Annotated in this window: 15 protein-coding genes; 7 read left to right on the plus strand and 8 right to left on the minus strand. The window is 71.1% G+C overall.

Annotated features, from left to right (window positions below):
- Nucleotides 1–132: 132 nt before the first annotated feature.
- Nucleotides 133–2,001, minus strand: a complete 1,869-nt coding sequence (locus ACIRB1_RS38805) for a ricin-type beta-trefoil lectin domain protein (protein WP_403468837.1) — start codon at nucleotides 1,999–2,001, stop codon at nucleotides 133–135.
- Between the two features lie 133 nt (nucleotides 2,002–2,134).
- Between ACIRB1_RS38805 and ACIRB1_RS38810 the strand changes: the two genes are divergently transcribed.
- A complete protein-coding gene (locus ACIRB1_RS38810; protein ID WP_403468838.1) occupies nucleotides 2,135–5,146 on the plus strand; it encodes a glycoside hydrolase family 3 protein in 3,012 nt (1,003 codons plus the stop codon).
- Between the two features lie 36 nt (nucleotides 5,147–5,182).
- On the opposite strand, the gene ACIRB1_RS38815 is transcribed toward ACIRB1_RS38810, so the two are convergent.
- Nucleotides 5,183–6,277 carry a sensor histidine kinase gene (locus ACIRB1_RS38815; RefSeq protein ID WP_403468839.1) on the minus strand — a complete coding sequence of 365 codons (1,095 nt, stop codon included), beginning with the start codon at nucleotides 6,275–6,277 and terminating at the stop codon, nucleotides 5,183–5,185.
- Between the two features lie 10 nt (nucleotides 6,278–6,287).
- Nucleotides 6,288–6,977, minus strand: a complete 690-nt coding sequence (locus ACIRB1_RS38820; RefSeq protein ID WP_352182322.1) for a response regulator transcription factor — start codon at nucleotides 6,975–6,977, stop codon at nucleotides 6,288–6,290.
- Between the two features lie 87 nt (nucleotides 6,978–7,064).
- On the opposite strand from ACIRB1_RS38820, the gene ACIRB1_RS38825 reads away from it, so the two are divergent.
- Nucleotides 7,065–8,066, plus strand: coding sequence for an endonuclease/exonuclease/phosphatase family protein (locus ACIRB1_RS38825; RefSeq protein ID WP_403468840.1), 1,002 nt, complete (start codon nucleotides 7,065–7,067; stop codon nucleotides 8,064–8,066).
- 68 nt (nucleotides 8,067–8,134) lie between these two features.
- Entirely contained in the window at nucleotides 8,135–9,484 is a 1,350-nt protein-coding gene (locus tag ACIRB1_RS38830; RefSeq protein ID WP_403468841.1) for a hypothetical protein, read from the plus strand.
- Between the two features lie 62 nt (nucleotides 9,485–9,546).
- On the opposite strand, the gene ACIRB1_RS38835 is transcribed toward ACIRB1_RS38830, so the two are convergent.
- Nucleotides 9,547–9,969, minus strand: coding sequence for a MarR family winged helix-turn-helix transcriptional regulator (locus ACIRB1_RS38835; protein WP_403468842.1), 423 nt, complete (start codon nucleotides 9,967–9,969; stop codon nucleotides 9,547–9,549).
- Nucleotides 9,970–10,031: 62 nt separating this feature from the next.
- Here ACIRB1_RS38835 and ACIRB1_RS38840 point away from each other — a divergent pair, with 62 nt between their 5' ends.
- A complete protein-coding gene (locus ACIRB1_RS38840; protein ID WP_403468843.1) occupies nucleotides 10,032–11,102 on the plus strand; it encodes an FUSC family protein in 1,071 nt (356 codons plus the stop codon).
- On the opposite strand, the gene ACIRB1_RS38845 is transcribed toward ACIRB1_RS38840, so the two are convergent.
- Nucleotides 11,066–11,725, minus strand: a complete 660-nt coding sequence (locus tag ACIRB1_RS38845; RefSeq protein ID WP_352182317.1) for a response regulator transcription factor — start codon at nucleotides 11,723–11,725, stop codon at nucleotides 11,066–11,068. The two genes, ACIRB1_RS38840 and ACIRB1_RS38845, sit on opposite strands and share 37 nt — an antisense overlap.
- The gene (locus ACIRB1_RS38850) at nucleotides 11,722–12,867 is read right to left on the minus strand and encodes a sensor histidine kinase (protein WP_403468844.1); all 1,146 of its coding nucleotides are present in this window, start codon (nucleotides 12,865–12,867) and stop codon (nucleotides 11,722–11,724) included. The genes ACIRB1_RS38845 and ACIRB1_RS38850 overlap by 4 nt, the downstream gene beginning before the upstream one ends.
- Nucleotides 12,868–12,968: 101 nt before the next feature.
- Between ACIRB1_RS38850 and ACIRB1_RS38855 the strand changes: the two genes are divergently transcribed.
- The 3 genes from ACIRB1_RS38855 to ACIRB1_RS38865 are packed head-to-tail and all read left to right on the plus strand — an operon-like array spanning nucleotide 12,969 to nucleotide 16,176.
- A complete protein-coding gene (locus ACIRB1_RS38855; RefSeq protein ID WP_403468846.1) occupies nucleotides 12,969–13,910 on the plus strand; it encodes an ABC transporter ATP-binding protein in 942 nt (313 codons plus the stop codon).
- The gene (locus tag ACIRB1_RS38860; protein ID WP_403468847.1) at nucleotides 13,910–15,448 is read left to right on the plus strand and encodes a hypothetical protein; all 1,539 of its coding nucleotides are present in this window, start codon (nucleotides 13,910–13,912) and stop codon (nucleotides 15,446–15,448) included. Before ACIRB1_RS38855 ends, ACIRB1_RS38860 begins: the two co-directional genes overlap by 1 nt.
- Nucleotides 15,445–16,176: an ABC transporter permease gene (locus ACIRB1_RS38865; protein ID WP_352182314.1), complete on the plus strand. Its 732-nt coding sequence runs from the start codon at nucleotides 15,445–15,447 to the stop codon at nucleotides 16,174–16,176. The genes ACIRB1_RS38860 and ACIRB1_RS38865 overlap by 4 nt, the downstream gene beginning before the upstream one ends.
- Here ACIRB1_RS38865 and ACIRB1_RS38870 read toward each other — a convergent pair.
- Together ACIRB1_RS38870 and ACIRB1_RS38875 are read right to left on the minus strand one after the other, a co-directional pair.
- Entirely contained in the window at nucleotides 16,157–16,417 is a 261-nt protein-coding gene (locus ACIRB1_RS38870) for a DUF397 domain-containing protein (protein WP_403468848.1), read from the minus strand. The two genes, ACIRB1_RS38865 and ACIRB1_RS38870, sit on opposite strands and share 20 nt — an antisense overlap.
- 7 nt (nucleotides 16,418–16,424) lie before the next feature.
- Nucleotides 16,425–16,646 (minus strand): DUF397 domain-containing protein (locus tag ACIRB1_RS38875; RefSeq protein ID WP_403468849.1); only part of this gene is annotated, 222 nt, incomplete at its 5' end.

The following is a 16,646-nucleotide window of genomic DNA, read 5'->3' on the forward strand; positions in this document are numbered from 1 at the left end:
GCCCTTCCTGCGTGTGTTCCCTTCAGCCCCTCCGGCGTTTGAGGAGCGGGGGTCCAGGGGGCGGAGCCCCCTGGCGGGGCCCGGGGCGGAGCCCCGGAAGGATGGGACGGGTAGGGGCGGCGGGGGCGAAAACTACTGCAGATGCCACTTCTGGTTACCGGCCCCCGTGCACGTCCAGATCTGCGCCCGAGTCCCATTCGCAGACGTATTCCCCGTGACATCAAGGCACTTGTTGGCCGCGGTGTTCACCACATCACCGGTACTCGCGTTGTACGACCACTGCTGCGCAGCGGTCCCATTGCAGTCGTACAACTGCACCTTCGCCCCATCCGCAGTCGAAGCCGACGTCACATCAAGGCACTTGCCCAACGCCCGCACCGTCCCGTCCGTCCCCACGGTCCACTGCTGCGCGGTCGAGGAGTTGCAGTCGTAGAGCTGCACGGCCGTGCCGTTGGCGGTCGAACCCCCGGCCACGTCGAGGCACTTGCTCGCGAGACCGACGAACGCCCCGGTCCGGCTACCGCCCCCGGCCTGCGTCCCCGCCCAGGTGAACGTCGCGGACGTCTTCCCCGCCAACGAGTAAGTCGCGTGCTGGCCACCCCAGTTGATGGTCACCGTCTTCGCCGTGGACGCGTCGTTGTACGCGATCAGCGCCTTTGAACCGTCCGGGTTGCGCCACGCCACGTTCGGCACGTTCGTGGACGCCGTGGAAGCGATCCGCTGGGCTCCCGGCCGGACGAACTTCGTCAACTGGCCCATCGTGTAGTACTCGACGGTGTAGTCGACGGTCCCGCTCGCGCCGTCCCCGTTGTGCACGGTGATGAGCCCGGTGCAGGTACCGCACCCGCCGTTGTGCGGCCCCATGTTCTGGTCCACGGCGAGCGACCACTTGGTCACCGACTTCGCCCAGTTCCGGGTGTAGTCGATGATGTTGTTCATGTCCTCGCGCTGCTGGTTGGCGATCCAGGTGCCTCCGGAGTGCTCGGTGCCGAAGGCGTCCAGCGTCGGGTACTGGTTGTGCACGGTGGTCTGCTTGGTGACGTCACCGCCGTAGCCGTGCCAGGCGATCCCGCCGAAGTTCGGGTTGGACCGCACCGCCGCGTCGTCCACGGTCTGGGCCGCGTAGGAGTCGTAGACGTCCCAGTTCCAGTCGTGCGCCAGCACCTTCGTCGTCAGGCCGGACGCGTTGAGCTTCGGGAGCAGCTCGCTCTTCGTGAAGTAGGCGAGCCCGGAGGCGTTCCAGCTCATCGACGGATACCCGGAGCAGCACGTCGGCTCGTTCTGAGCGGTCACGTAGGAGACGGGGACGCCCTGGGCCTTGTACGCCTGGAGGTACTTGACGAAGTAGTCGGCGTAGGCGCCGTAGTCCTCGGCCTTCAGCCAGCCCCCGTTGAGCGAGCCGCTGTCCTTCATCCACGCAGGTGCCGTCCATGGCGAGGCCATGACAGTCAGAGAGGGGTTGAGGCTCAGCGCCTGCTTGGTGAGCGGCACGACGTCGGCCAGGTCGTGCGCGATCGAGAAGGAGGTGAGGTTCGGGTCGGTCTGCCCGGCCGGCACGTCGTCGTACGAGTAGCCGTAGCGGGCGAGGTCGGACGCGCCCATCGGGTTGCGCAGGAACGAGAGCCCGATCCCGTCGGTCGGCGAGAACAGCTTGGTCATGGTCGCGTTGCGGGTCGCCGTCGACAGCGCGCCGCTGCTGTTCATCAGCCAGGCGGCCGTGTCGGTGAAGGACGCGCCGCCGCCGGTGAAGGTCTGGTAGCGGGTGTTCTCGTCGACGGTGATGTTCTCGCCGCTGCCGCCCGTCCCGGACGAGAAGGCGAACGGGGTCTGGGCCTGGAGGCCGCGTGTGACATGGCGTCCGGCGGCGTCGTCGGTGGTGGTGAGCCAGGCGGTGACCTGTTCACCGGCCGCGTGTGCGGGGGGTACGGCCGCGGTGAAGCCGGCCACGGAGAGCAGTCCGGCAAGGAGCAGCCGGGCCGTGCGGGGGGTTCTCCTGGACATGGTTGCGTTAGCCCTTCCTGACGAGACGTCTTGACGGGTCTGCGGGCCGTTAGTTAACTCACGGCGTGATCTAAGCCATGAGTGAACTGTGCGAACCAGAGTGAACCAGAGCCCCTGAGCCGAGGGAAGGTCCATGCCAAGAACCGCCCTGCTCGTTTCCACCGCCCTGTGCGCCGCGCTGCTGACACCGGCCGCCGTCTCCCAGGCGGCGGCAGCCGCCGATCCAGCCCCCACGCCCGTCGACCGCTTCGAGGGCGAGGTGCCCTTCGCGAGCCAGCCCGCCGAGGGCATCTTCACCTGGGGCGGTGACACCGACGACCCGCCCCAACTCGCCCTGACCGCGAGACCCGACGCCCCCGAGGGCGCGAAGGTTCTCTCCGGGACGTACGACATCAGCGGCTACGGCGGCTTCAGCCACGACTACGCCGCGACCGAACCCGGCCATGACTGGTCCGCGCACCAGGGCATCCGCTTCTGGTGGGACGGCCAGAACACCGGCAAGGCCACCAACTTCGAGATCAAGGACGGCGGAGCGAACGGCGAGGCCTCCGAGCTGTGGACGACGTCCTTCACGGACAATTTCACCGGCTGGAAGCAGATCGAGATCCCGTTCACCGACTTCGTCTACCGCACGGACTACCAGCCCGTCGGCGGCATCGACCACGTCCTCGGCCTCACCCAGATGTGGGGCTACGCGGTCACCCTCCCCGTCGGCATCCATGGTCAGTTCGCCATGGACGACGTCGAGTTGTACGGCAAGGCCGACCAGTCCCTGCGCGCCTCCGTCACCACCGACTCGGCCGTCTACCCGGTCAAGGAGGGCGGTACGGCAGCGGTCAAGGTCACCGTCTCCACCACCGGCGCCGTCCCGCTCGACGACCCGGTGACCGTCGCCTACACGTCCGACGGCGGCACCGCGACCTCCGGCAAGGACTACACCCCGGTCTCCGGCACCCTCACCTTCCCGGCGGGTACCGCGTCCGGCGCCACCCAGACCGTCAAGGTCCGCACGCTGAAGGACAGATCGGCCGAGAACGCCGAGACGATCCCGCTGAAGCTCACGGTCACCGGCGCCAAGGCCCCGACCGAGAACCCGCAGGTCGTCGTCGACGCGCACGGACTGCCGTACCTGGACAGCAAGTTGCCCATCAAGAAGCGGGTCGCCGACCTCGTCAAGCGCATGTCGCTGGAGGAGAAGGCCGGGCAGATGACCCAGGCCGAGCGCGGCGCGATGAGCACCCCGGGCGACATCGCCTCCTACGGCCTCGGCTCCCTGCTCTCCGGCGGCGGCTCGACCCCGACGCCCAACACGGCCGCGGCCTGGGCGAAGATGATCGACTCGTTCCAACTCCGGGCGCAGGCAACCCGGTTCCAGATCCCGCTGATCTACGGCGTCGACGCGGTGCACGGCCACAACAACCTGGCCGGCGCCACGATCATGCCGCACAACATCGGCATCGGCGCCACCCGCGACCCCCAACTCGCCGAGAAGACAGGCGATGTGACGGCCAGTGAGGTCCGCTCGACCGGCGTCCCGTGGGACTTCGCCCCCTGCCTCTGCGTCACCCGTGACGAACGCTGGGGCCGCTCCTACGAGTCCTTCGGCGAGGACCCGGCGCTCGTCCAATCCATGGAGACGGTGATCCAGGGTCTCCAAGGCGCCGCGAACGGAAAGCAGTTGAAGGACGACGACAAGGTCCTCGCCACCGCCAAGCACTTCGTCGGCGACGGCGGCACCGCGTACGGCTCCTCCACCACGGGCACGTACACGATCGACCAGGGCGTCACCACCGTCACCCGGCAGCAGCTGGAGGCCATCCACCTCGCCCCGTACCAGACGGCGGTCGACCGGGGCATCGGCACGGTCATGCCGTCCTACTCCTCGCTCGACATCGTCGGCGACGGCCTCGGCCCGGTGAAGATGCACGCCCGCGCCGACATGATCAACGGCGTCCTCAAGAAGCGCATGGGCTTCGACGGCTTCGTCATCAGCGACTGGAACGCCATCGACCAGCTCCCCGGCGACTACGCCTCGCACGTCGACACGGCGGTCAACGCGGGCGTCGACATGATGATGGTCCCGTACACGTACAAGGACTTCACCTCGATGCTCATCGCCGAGGCGAAGGCGGGCCACGTCAGCGAGAAGCGGATCGACGACGCCGTGTCGCGCATCCTCACCCAGAAGTTCAAGCTCGGCCTCTTCGAGAAGCCGTACGCCGACACGAGCAACGCCTCGAAGATCGGCTCGGCCTCGCACCGGGCGGTGGCCCGGCAGGCGGCGGCGGAGTCGCAGGTGCTGCTGAAGAACGCGGGCAACGTGCTGCCGCTGAAGAAGTCGCAGAAGGTCTACGTCGCCGGTTCCAACGCCGACGACCTCGGCAACCAGACCGGCGGCTGGACCATCACCTGGCAGGGCGCGTCCGGCACCAACACCACCGGCACGACGATCCTCCAGGGGATGAGGAACGCCGGCGGGAACGTCACCTACTCCAAGGACGCGTCCGCCTCGACCAGCGGTTACGACGTCGGCGTGGTCGTCGTCGGCGAGACCCCCTACGCCGAGGGAGTCGGGGACGTCGGCAACGGCAACGACCTGACCCTCACCCCGGCCGACCAGGCAGCCGTGGACAAGGTGTGCGCGGCGATGAAGTGCGCGGTGCTGGTCGTCTCCGGGCGCCCGCAGGTGCTCGGCGGCCAACTCCCCGAGATCGACGCCCTGGTGGCCTCCTGGCTGCCCGGCACCGAGGGCGACGGAGTGGCCGACGTCCTCTACGGCAAGCGCTCCTTCACCGGCCAACTCCCGGTCACCTGGCCGAAGTCGGAGGCCCAGCTGCCGATCAACGTCGGTGACACGTCGTACGATCCGCAGTTCCCCTACGGCTGGGGACTGACGACGCTGACGAAGACGCCGACGGGTGGCACGGCCGCTCTGAAGGCGCTGGAGTCAGCGGCGGCGCACACCAGGTCGGCGGCGACCGGCAAGGTGCTCGTCACCAGGGCGCGGCTGCTCGTGCAGGCGAAGGTGGGACAGAACGTGACGGCGGCGGTGTCGAAGCCGTTCGCCGACGCGGACCATCTGCTGCTGACGGGCAAGTACGCGGCGGCCGTGAAGAAGCTGGAGGAGGCGTACCGGGCGGCGTAGCGACTGCCCCGTGTTCTCCCCGCACCCCCCGTGGCCTCAACGGCACGGGGGGTGCGGTGAGTTGACGGGGAGTTCCACCGTGACGCGGAGGCCGCCCTCGGGGCGCGGGGTGAGGGTGAGGGTGCCGTCGTGGGCGGCGGTGATGGTCTCGACGATGGCCAGGCCGAGGCCGACCCCCGCGTGGTCGGTGTGGAGGCGTCCGGTGCCGCGCTTGAAGGGCTCGGTGAGGGTCGAGACCTGGTGGGGGGTGAGGACGTCGCCGGTGTTCTCGACCGTGAGGACGGCGGACTCGGGGCCGACGGTGGTGGTCACCCGGACCGTGCCCCGGTCGGGGAGGTTGTGGACGATCGCGTTCTGCACGAGGTTCGTGGTGAGTTGGAGCAGGAGGGGCTGGGAGCCGCGGGTGGGGGTGATGTCGCCGCCCGTCTCGATGCCGACGCCGTGCTTCTCCGCGAGGGGGAGGAGCGTCTCGGTGGCTTCCTCCGCGACCAGGGACAGATCGACGGGTTCGCGGGTGAAGGACCGCTGGTGGGCGCGGCTGAGCAGGAGCAGGGCCTCGGTGGCCCGGATCGCCCGGGTGTTCACGGTGTGGAGGCGGTCGATGATCTCGCCGGTGTCCTGGTCCGGGTCGGCGCGGGCCAGGTCGAGGAGGGTCTTCGAGATCGCGAGCGGGGTGCGCAGTTCGTGGGAGGCGTTGGCGGCGAAGCGCTGCTGTTCGGAGACATGGGCTTCGAGCCGGGCGAGCATCGTGTCGAAGGCGTCGGCGAGTTCGCGGAACTCGTCGTTGCGGCCCGGGAGGTGGATGCGGTGGGACAGCGAACCGTCCGTGGCCGTGCGGGTGGCGTCCGTGATGCGGGTCAGCGGGGCGAGCATGCGCCCGGCCAGGAGCCACCCGCCGACCAGCCCGAACACCAGCAGGAACGCGAGTACACCGGCCGCTCTCGGCGCGAAGATGCCCAGCAGGACGGACTGGACGGGGAAGACCCCGGTGGGCCTGTCGTCGGGGTTGATGAGCATCGCCCGGTTGGGCACATAGCGGAGGAGGAACGCCCACACCGCCCCGAGCAGCAAGGTGCCCGCCACCATGAGGAACCCGGCATAGCTGAGGGTGAGTTTGAGGCGGACGCTCATCCCGGGCGCCCTATCCACGGTCTTCTCCGTCGGCTCCGGGCTGCGTCTCGATGCGGTAGCCGACGCCCGGCACCGTGGCGATGATCCAGGGTTCGCCGAGCCGCTTGCGCAGCGCCGAGACGGTGATGCGTACGGCGTTGGTGAACGGATCGGCGTTCTCGTCCCAGGCCCGCTCCAGGAGTTCCTCGGCGCTGACCACGCCGCCCTCGGCTCCGACGAGGACGTCGAGCACGGCGAACTGCTTCCTGGTCAGCGCGATGTAGCGGCCGTCGCGGTAGACCTCCCGGCGGAACGGGTCGACGCGCAGCCCCGCCAACTCCCGCACCGGCGGCCGGTTGTGGGCGCGTCTGCGGTCCAACGCCCTGAGCCGGAGCGCGAGTTCCTGGAGTTCGAAGGGCTTCGTGAGGTAGTCGTCGGCGCCGAGCTCGAACCCGCTGGTCTTGTCGTCGAGCCGGTCGGCGGCGGTGAGCATGAGGATCGGCATCCCGCTGCCGGAGGCGACGATGCGCTTGGCGACCTCGTCACCGGAGGGGCCGGGGATGTCGCGGTCGAGGACGGCGATGTCGTAGGAGTTGACGCTCAGCAGCTCCAGCGCGGTGTCCCCGTCACCGGCGATGTCGGCCGCGATCGCCGCCAGCCGCAGGCCGTCGCGGATGGCCTCGGCCAGATAGGGCTCGTCCTCGACGATCAGCACACGCATGGGTTCGATGGTAGGAGTCGGCACCTATCGTCCGCGTATCGAAAACGCCATACGCGCAGGCAACACCGGGCCGCCTTGGCTGACGGGGTGACGATCCCCCGGATACCTCTCGCACCCTGGAAGCGCGGCCCGCTGCTCGCGGCGCTGGCCCTGCTGCTCGGGCTGGTCATGGCGCTGCACGCCCGGATTCCGAACGTCGGGGGATTCGGCAGCCTCGTCGAGAACCTCCTGCCGTGGTGCGGCGTGTGCGTGCCGGTGCTGCTGGCCGGGGCGGTGTGGCGCCGCTCCGCCTCCGCCGTGGTCGCGCTGGTGCTGCCGGTCACGGTGTGGGTGAGCCTCTTCGGCGGGCTGCTGCTCACCGACAGGTCCCACCCCGGCGGCGACCTCACCGCGGTCAGCCACAACGTCGGCGCGGGCAACTCCGACCCGGACGGCACCGCCCGCGAACTGGCCGCGTCCGGCGCGGAGTTGCTCGCCCTGGAGGAGCTGACCGACCAGGCACGGGGCGCGTACGAGAAGGGTCTCGCGACGGCGTACCCGTACCACGTGGTCCGGGGCACGGTCGGCCTGTGGAGCAAGCTGCCGCTCTCGGACACGCGGGCGGTGGACGTGGTGCGCGGCGATGCCGGGCCGCTGGCGAGGACCAAGTTGCCGGAGTCGGCGGCGGAGGCCGCGGACGGGGTGCGGGCACTGCGCACCACGGTGGCCACGGCCCACGGGCCGCTCGCGGTCTACGTCGTGCACCTGGGTTCCGTGCGGGTGATGCCCCGGCACGGCTTCTGGACGGACTCGCGCGACTTCGGCGCCCGCGCGCTCACCAAGGCGGTGACGGCCGAGCGGAACAAGCGGATGGTCCTCCTCGGCGACCTGAACGGCACCACGGACGACCGCGCCTTCCACGGCCTGACCTCCCAGCTGACCTCGGCACAGAAGACGGCCGGCAAAGGCTTCGGGTTCACCTGGCCCGCGGCCTTCCCGGTCGCGCGGATCGACCAGATCCTGGTACGAGGGGTGCGGGCGCGGAGTGCGTGGGTGCTGCCGGCCACCGGGAGCGACCACCTGCCGGTGGCGGCGCGGATCAGCTGGTGATGAGCGGCGGCCGGCGGGCGGACACGGGTGGGCCGACCGAGGAGACCCGCTTCGGGTAGCGTCGAATCATGAAGGCTGTGATCCGGACCCGAAGCCTCCCGGGGCTGCTGCTGGCCCTGCTGCTCGCCGCCCTGACGATGGCGTCCCCGGCCGCCGCGGACACCGGCGTCTCGACGATCGGGCAGGCCCTGCGCGAGGGACCGGTCTACGTCGACCCGGCGTCGTCCGGGCTGTCGTCCGCCGACGCGCTCGCGCAGCGGATCAAGAAGGCGGACAAGCCGGTGTTCATCGCGGTCCTCCCCGCCGGCTACCCCACGGCGAACCTCTTCAGGGACCTCCGCACCGCCACCGGCATCACCGGCCTCTACGCGATCCGCCTCGGCGACCGTTTCGACGCCCGCGCCGACTCCTCCGTCCTGTCGAACACGGCCGTGAAGAACCTGGTCGGCAGCGTGCAGGGCGAGGACGCGAAGACCCAGCTCGCCGACTTCACCGACCGGGCGCTCGCCAGTATGGGAGGCTCGGCGCCCGCGTCCTGGGGCGGCTCGTCGGACGGCGGCGGGGGAGTCTCCGGTACGGCGCTGATCGTCGCGGGCGGGGTGCTGGTGGCCGGTGGCGTGGGGGCGTACACCCTGGTACGCCGCGGCCGTCGCCGCCGCGAGGAGGAACAGCGGGCGGCGCTCGACAAGCTGCGGGTGGTCGTGGACGAGGACATCACGGCCTTCGGCGAGGAACTGGACCGCCTCGAATTCCACCCGGCCGAGCCCGGCGCCGACGACGCGATGCGCGCGGACTACGAACGCGCCCTGGACGCCTACGAACAGGCCAAGACGTACATGGCGGCGGCCACGAAACCCGAGGACGTCCGGTCGGTCACCCAGGCGCTAGAGGACGGCCGCTTCTCGCTCGCCCAGCTCGCCGCCCGCCGCGAGCACCGCCCGCTGCCCGAGCGCCGGGCGCCCTGCTTCTTCGACCCGCGCCACGGCCCCTCGGTCGCCGACGCCACCTGGACCCCGCCGGGCGGCGCCTCCCGCGAGGTGCCGGTCTGCGCGGCCGACCAGGCCCGTCTCGCCGACGGCCGGGACCCGATGATCCGCGAGGTCGACACCGACTACGGCCGCCGCCCGTACTGGGACGCCGGCCCCGCCTACGGCCCCTGGGCGGGCGGCTACTTCGGCGGCGGCCTCCTCCCGGGCCTCCTCGTCGGCACCGTCCTCGGCAGCATGATGGCCACCCCGTCCTACGCCTCCGACTACGGCACCGGCTACGGCGACTTCGGCACGGGCGGCTTCGACGGCGGCGACGTCTCCGGCGCGAACTTCGACCCGAGCGACTTCGGCGGAGACTTCGGCGGAGGCGGCGACTTCGGAGGCGGCGGAGACGGGGGAGGCGGCGGAGACTTCGGCGGAGGCTTCTGAAGATCGGCTCCTCGGATACCCGCCACGGCGGGCGTGACAAGCCCCCACCGGCCCGCAGCCGGTCAACTGGCCGCGAGCCGCTCCATCAACGCCCCCGCCAACTCCAGCACCCCCCGCTCGGTCGCACTCAGCGAAGCCAGCGCCTCCGCCAGCCACACATCCCGCTCACCCATGTCCTGATCGAGGGCCTCCCGCCCCGCCGCAGTCAACGTGAGCACGGACTGCCGCCGGTCCACCGCACTCGGTTCCCGCAAGATCAACCCCTCCGCCTCCAGCTCGCCGAAGACCCGGGTCAGCGACTGCGGACGCTGCCGCTCCGCCGCGGCGATCTCACCCGGCGTCGCGGAGTGATGCCGGTGCAGATGCCCCAGCACGATCAGCTGGTTCGGGGTGAGCCCGGCCTCGTTGCCGCGCTCCTGCCGCAACCGCCGGTTCAGCCGTACGACGCCACGACGAATCCGGACGGCTTCGGAGAGGTGATCCATACCGGATATCGTAAGCGGAAACTTACTATCCAGAGTCCTTGCATCTGGCTATTCTCGGCACAGTGACCGCCAAACTAATACGCAACGCGTACGAAGCGGCCCTGACGATGACCGCCGTGCTGCTCTGCTGGGGCGGAGCCCTCTGGCTGGAGGGTGCCGCCGGACTCCACACCGACGTGCTCGTCCTCGCGGTCGCGCTGACCCTCACCCTGGCCTCCAGCCAGCGCACCGCGGACACCCGCCGCCGCCTCACCGCCCTCGTGCTGCTGCCCGCCACCGCCGGTGCCTCGATCTTCGTCGGCCGCCTCATCAGCTCGCACTACGCCCTCGGCGCCGCCGTCTACACGGCGGGCATGGCGCTGGCGATCTGGATCCGCCGCTACGGCCCCGCCGCCACCAAGGCCGGCACCCTCATCGCCCTCCCGCTCGTCACCCTCCTCGTCGTCCCCGGCCCCGCACTGCCGGCCAAGGCGCAGAGCGGACTGGTCACGTGGGCCTGGGCGGCGCTGATCGGGGCGGTCGCGTGCGCCGTGGTGTGGCTCGTGCAGGGGCTGGGGGACCGGTACGGACCCCAGGACGGGCGTATGCGGGCCGCCCTCGAACAACCCCGGCGCCGCTCCCGCCTCCACCCCCGCCCCAGCACCCGCATGGCGTTGCAGATGGCGGCCGGTATCGCCGCCGCCTTCGTCCTCGGGAATCTCCTCTTCGACGACCACTGGCCCTGGGTGGTCCTCACCGCGTACGTCGCCGCGAGCGGCAACCGCGGCCGAACGGACGTCCTGCGCAAGGGACTCGAACGCCTCGCCGGAGCCACCGTGGGCACGCTCCTGGCCGCGGGCGTCGCGGCGGCCGGGGTCACCGGGCACACGGCCGTGGCGCTCATGTTCACCGTCCTGGCGGTGGCGTTGTGGCTGCGCCCCCTCAACTACGCCTACTGGGCGGCCGGAATGACCTGCGCCCTCTCCCTCCTCCTCGGCTACTTCGGCCAGGACGCCCTGAGCCTGCTGCCCATCCGCCTCGAAGGGATCGCGGTCGGCGCGATGCTGTCGGTGGCGTCGGCGTGGTGGCTGCTGCCGGTGCCGCGCGCCCGCCGCCGTCAGCCGGTCCTCGGCACCACGAGCCCCGTCTCGTAGGCCGTCACCACGGCCTGCGTACGGTCCCGCAGCCCCAGTTTCGACAGGATGCGGCTGACGTGGGTCTTCACGGTCTCCTCGCCGACGTGCAGCCGCGCGGCGAGTTCCGGGTTGGACAGCCCCTCCGCGAGCAGCCGCAGCACGTCGGTCTCGCGCGGGGTGAGCACGTCCAGCCTCCCCCGCGTGGGCGCCTTCGGGCGCAGCCGCGCGAACTCGGCGATGAGCCGCCGGGTGATCCCGGGCGCGAGCAGCGCCTCACCGGCGGCCACGACCCGGACCGCGTCGAAGAGCCGTTCCGCCGTCACGTCCTTCAGCAGGAACCCGCTCGCACCGGCGGCGAGCGCGTCGTAGACATGCTCGTCGAGGTCGAAGGTGGTCAGCACCAACACCCGCGGCACGACAGGGCAGTTCTGGAGTCGCGCGGTGGCCTCGATGCCGTCCATGACCGGCATCCGTACGTCCATCAGCACCACGTCCGGCGACTCCTCCCGGCACACGCGCACCGCCTCCGCGCCGTCCCGCGCGGTGCCCACGACGGTGAAGTCGGCCTGGGTGGCGAGGAGTCCGGCGTAGCCGATCCGGACGATCTCGTGGTCGTCGGCCACGACGATCCGGATGCTCATGGCAGCGCCACCGCCTCCGCCGACGTCACGGGCAGCCGCGCCTCGACCAGGAAACCGCCGCCGGGAGCGGGCCCGGTGCGCAGCGTCCCGCCGACCGTCGCGGCCCGCTCACGCATCCCGAGCAGCCCGTGACCGGAGGGGGCGGCGGTGGCCCCCGGCCCGTTGTCGCGCACCCGCAGCGCCAAGTCCGCTTCCCCGTACCGGAGTTCTACGTCCACGGCCGCGCCCGGCGCATGTCGGCGGGCGTTGGTGAGGGCCTCCTGGACGATGCGGTAGGCGGTGACCTCGATACCGGGGTCCAGCGGGGTGATGGGGCCGCTGACGATGAGGCGGGTGCTGGAGCCGGCCGCGTCGCGTGACGCGTCGACGAGGTCGAGGAGCTGGCCGAGGCCGGGCTGGGGGTGGCGTTGGACTCCGGTGTCGGCGTCCTCCCGCAGCACCCCCAGCAGCCGCCGCATCTCGGTCAGCGCGGTGCGCGCGGTGTCCCCGATGGCGAGCAGCCGGGTGGCGCCGTCGGCGGGGAGACCGGGGGTGGTGAGCCGGGCGGTCTCGGCCTGGACGGCGATCATCGAGATGTGGTGCGCGACGACATCGTGCAACTCCCGTGCGATGCGCGCCCGTTCACCCCGTGCGGCGTGTTCGAGGAGGGTGTCCTCGAAGGCCTGTTCCGTGGCGCTGTGCGCCTGGGCCGTGCTGCGCACGTGGTGGGTGATGCCGGTGGCCGCGGCGGCGGAGGCAAGGGTCGCCACCAGGACGGCGACGATCCGGGTCGGTTGCTCGTGACTGCCGAGGGCGATCGCGACGTAGGGGAGGACCAGCAGCCCGCCGAGGCGGGTGGCTCCGGCGCGGCCCAGCACGTACACGCAGACCAGCTGGGCCGCGACCCCGCCGACGGTGAGGATGCCGAACGGCACGAGGGACAGCACACAGGCCGTACTGACGGCGACGGCGGTGGCATTGCGCGCGGGCCCCGCGGACCCTAGGACCAGGGCGAGGGGAAGGGTGGAGGCGAGGGCGAGCAGCAGGAGGGCGGCGAACCCGGCGCCCAAGCCGGCGCTGCGGAGCAGCACTTCGGAGACCGCGAGAACACCCAGGACACCAGAGGCGACGAGATTCCCCGGCCCGCTTCTCTCCACAGCCACCCCCTCAGTGTGCCGACCCCCGTCCGGTCCTGCGTCCCCCGCGTGAGGGACCTCCCGGGTGTGACGACGTACCGCACCGGCCGCCCCTAGCCTCCCTCACCATGAGCCACGCAACCATCGAAGTCCGTGATCTGCGCAAGCGGTTCGGGCGGACGCTCGCGGTCGACGGTCTGTCCTTCACGGTCGAACCCGGCACGGTGACCGGCTTCGTCGGGCCCAACGGCGCCGGGAAGTCCACCACCATGCGTTCCCTGCTCGGCCTGGACGCCCCCGACGAGGGTCACGCACTGATCGGCGGCCGGCCCTACCACGCCCTGCGCACCCCGCTGTTGGAGGTCGGCGCCCTCCTGGACGCCGCCGCCCTGCACCCCGCCCGCCGGGGCCGCGACCACCTCCGCTGGCTGGCCCACTCCCACGGCATCCCGATGCGCCGCGTGGACGACGTCCTCGAACAGGTCGGCATGGAGGCGGCGTCCCGGCGGCGGGCGGGCGGCTACTCCCTCGGGATGCGCCAACGCCTCGGCATAGCAGTCGCGTTGCTCGGCGATCCGGCCGTGCTGCTGCTCGACGAACCGGTCAACGGCCTTGATCCCGAAGGGATTCAGTGGATACGCGGGCTCCTCCGGCAGCTCGCCGCCGAGGGCCGCGCGATCCTCGTCTCCAGCCACCTCATGAGCGAACTGGAGGACACCGCCGACCACTTGGTGGTCATCGGCCGGGGCCGGCTGATCGCCGACACGGCCGTCGCCGACCTCCTCGCGGCGGCCTCCAGCGACCGGGTACGGCTGCGCACGAGCAGTCGTACGGAGGCGATGGAGCTGCTGGCGCGGGAGGGCGGCACGGTGGCCGTGACCGGCCGCGACACCCTCACCGTCACCGGACTGCCCGCCGAACGGATCGTGGAGCTGCTCTCCACCTTCCGCGTGCCCTTCGCCGAAGTGGGCGCACACCGGGCGACGTTGGAGGAGGCGTACATGGAACTGACCAGAGACGCGGTCGAGTTCACGTCGACGGGCGCCGACACGGACGAGGTGACCCGCTGATGACGACGACACCCACGCGGACGGTCTCCCCGTACCGCTCGGCGCTCCACCCCGCCCGCGCGGACTTCGGGCGGCTGCTGCGCGCGGAGTGGGCGAAGTTCTGGACGGTCCGGGCCTGGCTGCTGGTGCTGGCGGTCGGGGCCGTGGTCACGGTGCTGGTCTGCCAGCTGGGCGTGACCGGCTCCAGTGTCAGCGGCGGTCCCGCGGTCGTCCTCGGGCCGGGCGGCGAGGTCGTCAAAGACGCCTTCCGCTTCGAGCACCGGCCGCTGACCGGGGACGGCACGATCACGGCCCGCGTCACCGGCATCGAGTCGGCGTCCGGCGGGGCCCTGGAGCCCTGGACGAAGGCCGGGATCATCGTCAAGGCGAGCATGAAGCAGGGCTCTTCGTACGCGGCGGTGATGACGACCCCCGCGCACGGGGTCCGCATGCAGTGGAACTTCACCCATGACACGGCGGGCCCGAGCAGCGACCTCGCGAAGGCGCCTCAGTGGCTGCGGCTGAAAAGGCTGGGGGGAAAACTAACCGGCTATGCGTCGGTGAACGGTGAGAAATGGACACGGCTCGGGGAGGTGGGGGTCGGGGGGCTGCCGAGGACGGTGCAGGTGGGGCTCTTCCTGGCGACCCCCGCCCGTGACGTCGTGCACCGGGGCTTCGGCGGTTCGAGTGCGGTGTCCGGCGGCGGCCGGGCCACCGGCACCTACGACCACCTGACCCTCCAGGGCACGTCGACGGCCACCGGCTGGACGGCCACGGACATCGGCGCCCCCGCCCCGGGCGGCCCACCGGGACCCGCCCGGCCGGGCGCGTCGACGGTGACCCCGGCCGGCACCTACACCCTCACCGGCCAGGGGGACATCGCCCCCGACGAGAACGACCCCGACATGGTCCAGATGAGCTTCCAGGGCGTCGTCATGGGCCTCCTGTTCATGGCCGCCCTCGGCACGCTCTTCGTGACGACCGAATACAAGCGGGGCCTGATCCGTACGACGTTCACCGCGACCCCGTCGCGGCTGAGGGTACTGGCGGCGAAGACGACGGTGATCGCGACGGTCACCTTCGCAACAGGCCTGCCGGCCACGGCAGTCGGCTTCACCTGGGCCCAGAAGACCCTGCGCTCGAACGGCTTCGGGCCCCCCGATTTCCCCGACCTCTCCCTCCTGGAGCAGCCGGCCCTCAGGGCGGTCGTGGGCAGCGCGGCCCTGCTCTCCCTCGTGGCGGTCCTGGCGCTGGCCCTGGGCGTGGTGCTGCGGAACAGCGCGGGCACGATCGCGACGGTGGTGGCCCTGGTCCTGCTCCCGCAGATCCTGTCCTTCGCCTTCCCGCTCCCCGCCGCGCAGTGGCTGCTGCGCGTCACACCGGCGGCGGCCTTCGCGATCCAGCAGGGCGTCACCCGCTACCCGCAGGTGCAGCACAACTGCCTCCCGGAGAGCGGCTGTTACCCCCTCACCCCGTACCACGGCCTGGCGGTCCTGGCCGCGTACGCCCTGGCCGCGCTCCTGCTGGCGGCCTGGACCACAAGAAGGCGGGACGCGTGAGCCGCCCGGGTTCCCTCCACGCCGAATGGACCAAACTCCGTACGCTGCCCAGCACATGGTGGCTTCTGACGGCAACGGTCGTCCTGACCGCGGCGGTGGGCACGGTGGCGGTCTCGTCGTCCGCGACCCGGCCGGACGATCCGGTCCGAGTGAGCCTCACCGGCGTCCAGTTGAGCCAGTCCCTCTGTCTGGTCCTGGGCGCGCTGTCGATGGGCGCGGAGTACGGCACGGGCACGATCCGCACCACGCTCACGGCGATGCCCGGACGATGGCGCGTACTGCTGTCGAAGGCGCTGGCCCTGTCCGCGCTGACGGCGGCGGCGGGCTCACTGGCGGTCCTGTCCACCCTGGCCCTGGCCCACCTGACCCTCCCGCTCCCCACGAACGGCACGACCCTCCGAGCGGCGACGGGTTCGATCGTCATCCTCGTCCTGGTGACACTCCTGGGCCTGTCCCTGGCGACCCTGCTCCGCGACACGGCAGGAGCGATCACCCTGGGCCTCGGCATCCTCTACGTGATCCCGATCCTGTCCCACCTGGTCAACTCGCCCACCTGGCAACACCGCCTGCAACGCTGGACCCCCATGCCGGCGGCCCTCTCCATCCAGGCGACAAAAAACCTGGAGGGCCTTGCGATCGCTCCCTGGCCGGGACTGGGGGTACTGACGGCGTACGCGATGGCCTTCCTGGCGGTAGCCGGAGCAGCACTCAGAACGAGGGACGCGTGACCCCACCGAGGAACCCGGCCCAAGCCCCAGGAGAAACAGCGAACTCACCACCGGCCGGCACCTTGGAGTCACGGACGTGGACGGCGGAGGGATGAGCGGCAACCTCGACGCAATCGCAGCCCTCGCTGCTGCTGTAGCTGGACTTCCGCCAGTCGTAGGCGACTTCGACGCAGTTGCCGCCTTCGTTGCTGCTGTAGCTGGACTTGAACCACGCCAACTGCTGCCGTGCTGCGGTGTTCATTGCTCTCCTAGCGGACGCGGCCGAGGAATTCCGTCCAAGTGCCGGGTGAGACGGTGAGCATGGGACCGGCCGGGACCTTGGAGTCACGGACGTGGACGGCGGAGGGGTGAGCGGCAACCTCGACGCAATCGCCGCCCTCGCTGCTGCTGTAGCTGGACTTCCGCCAGTCGTAGGCGACTTCGACGCAGTTGCCGCCTTCGTTGCTGCTGTAGCTGGACTTGAACCACGC

This window comes from Streptomyces sp. NPDC096013 (assembly GCF_044763565.1).
GTDB lineage: Bacteria > Actinomycetota > Actinomycetes > Streptomycetales > Streptomycetaceae > Streptomyces.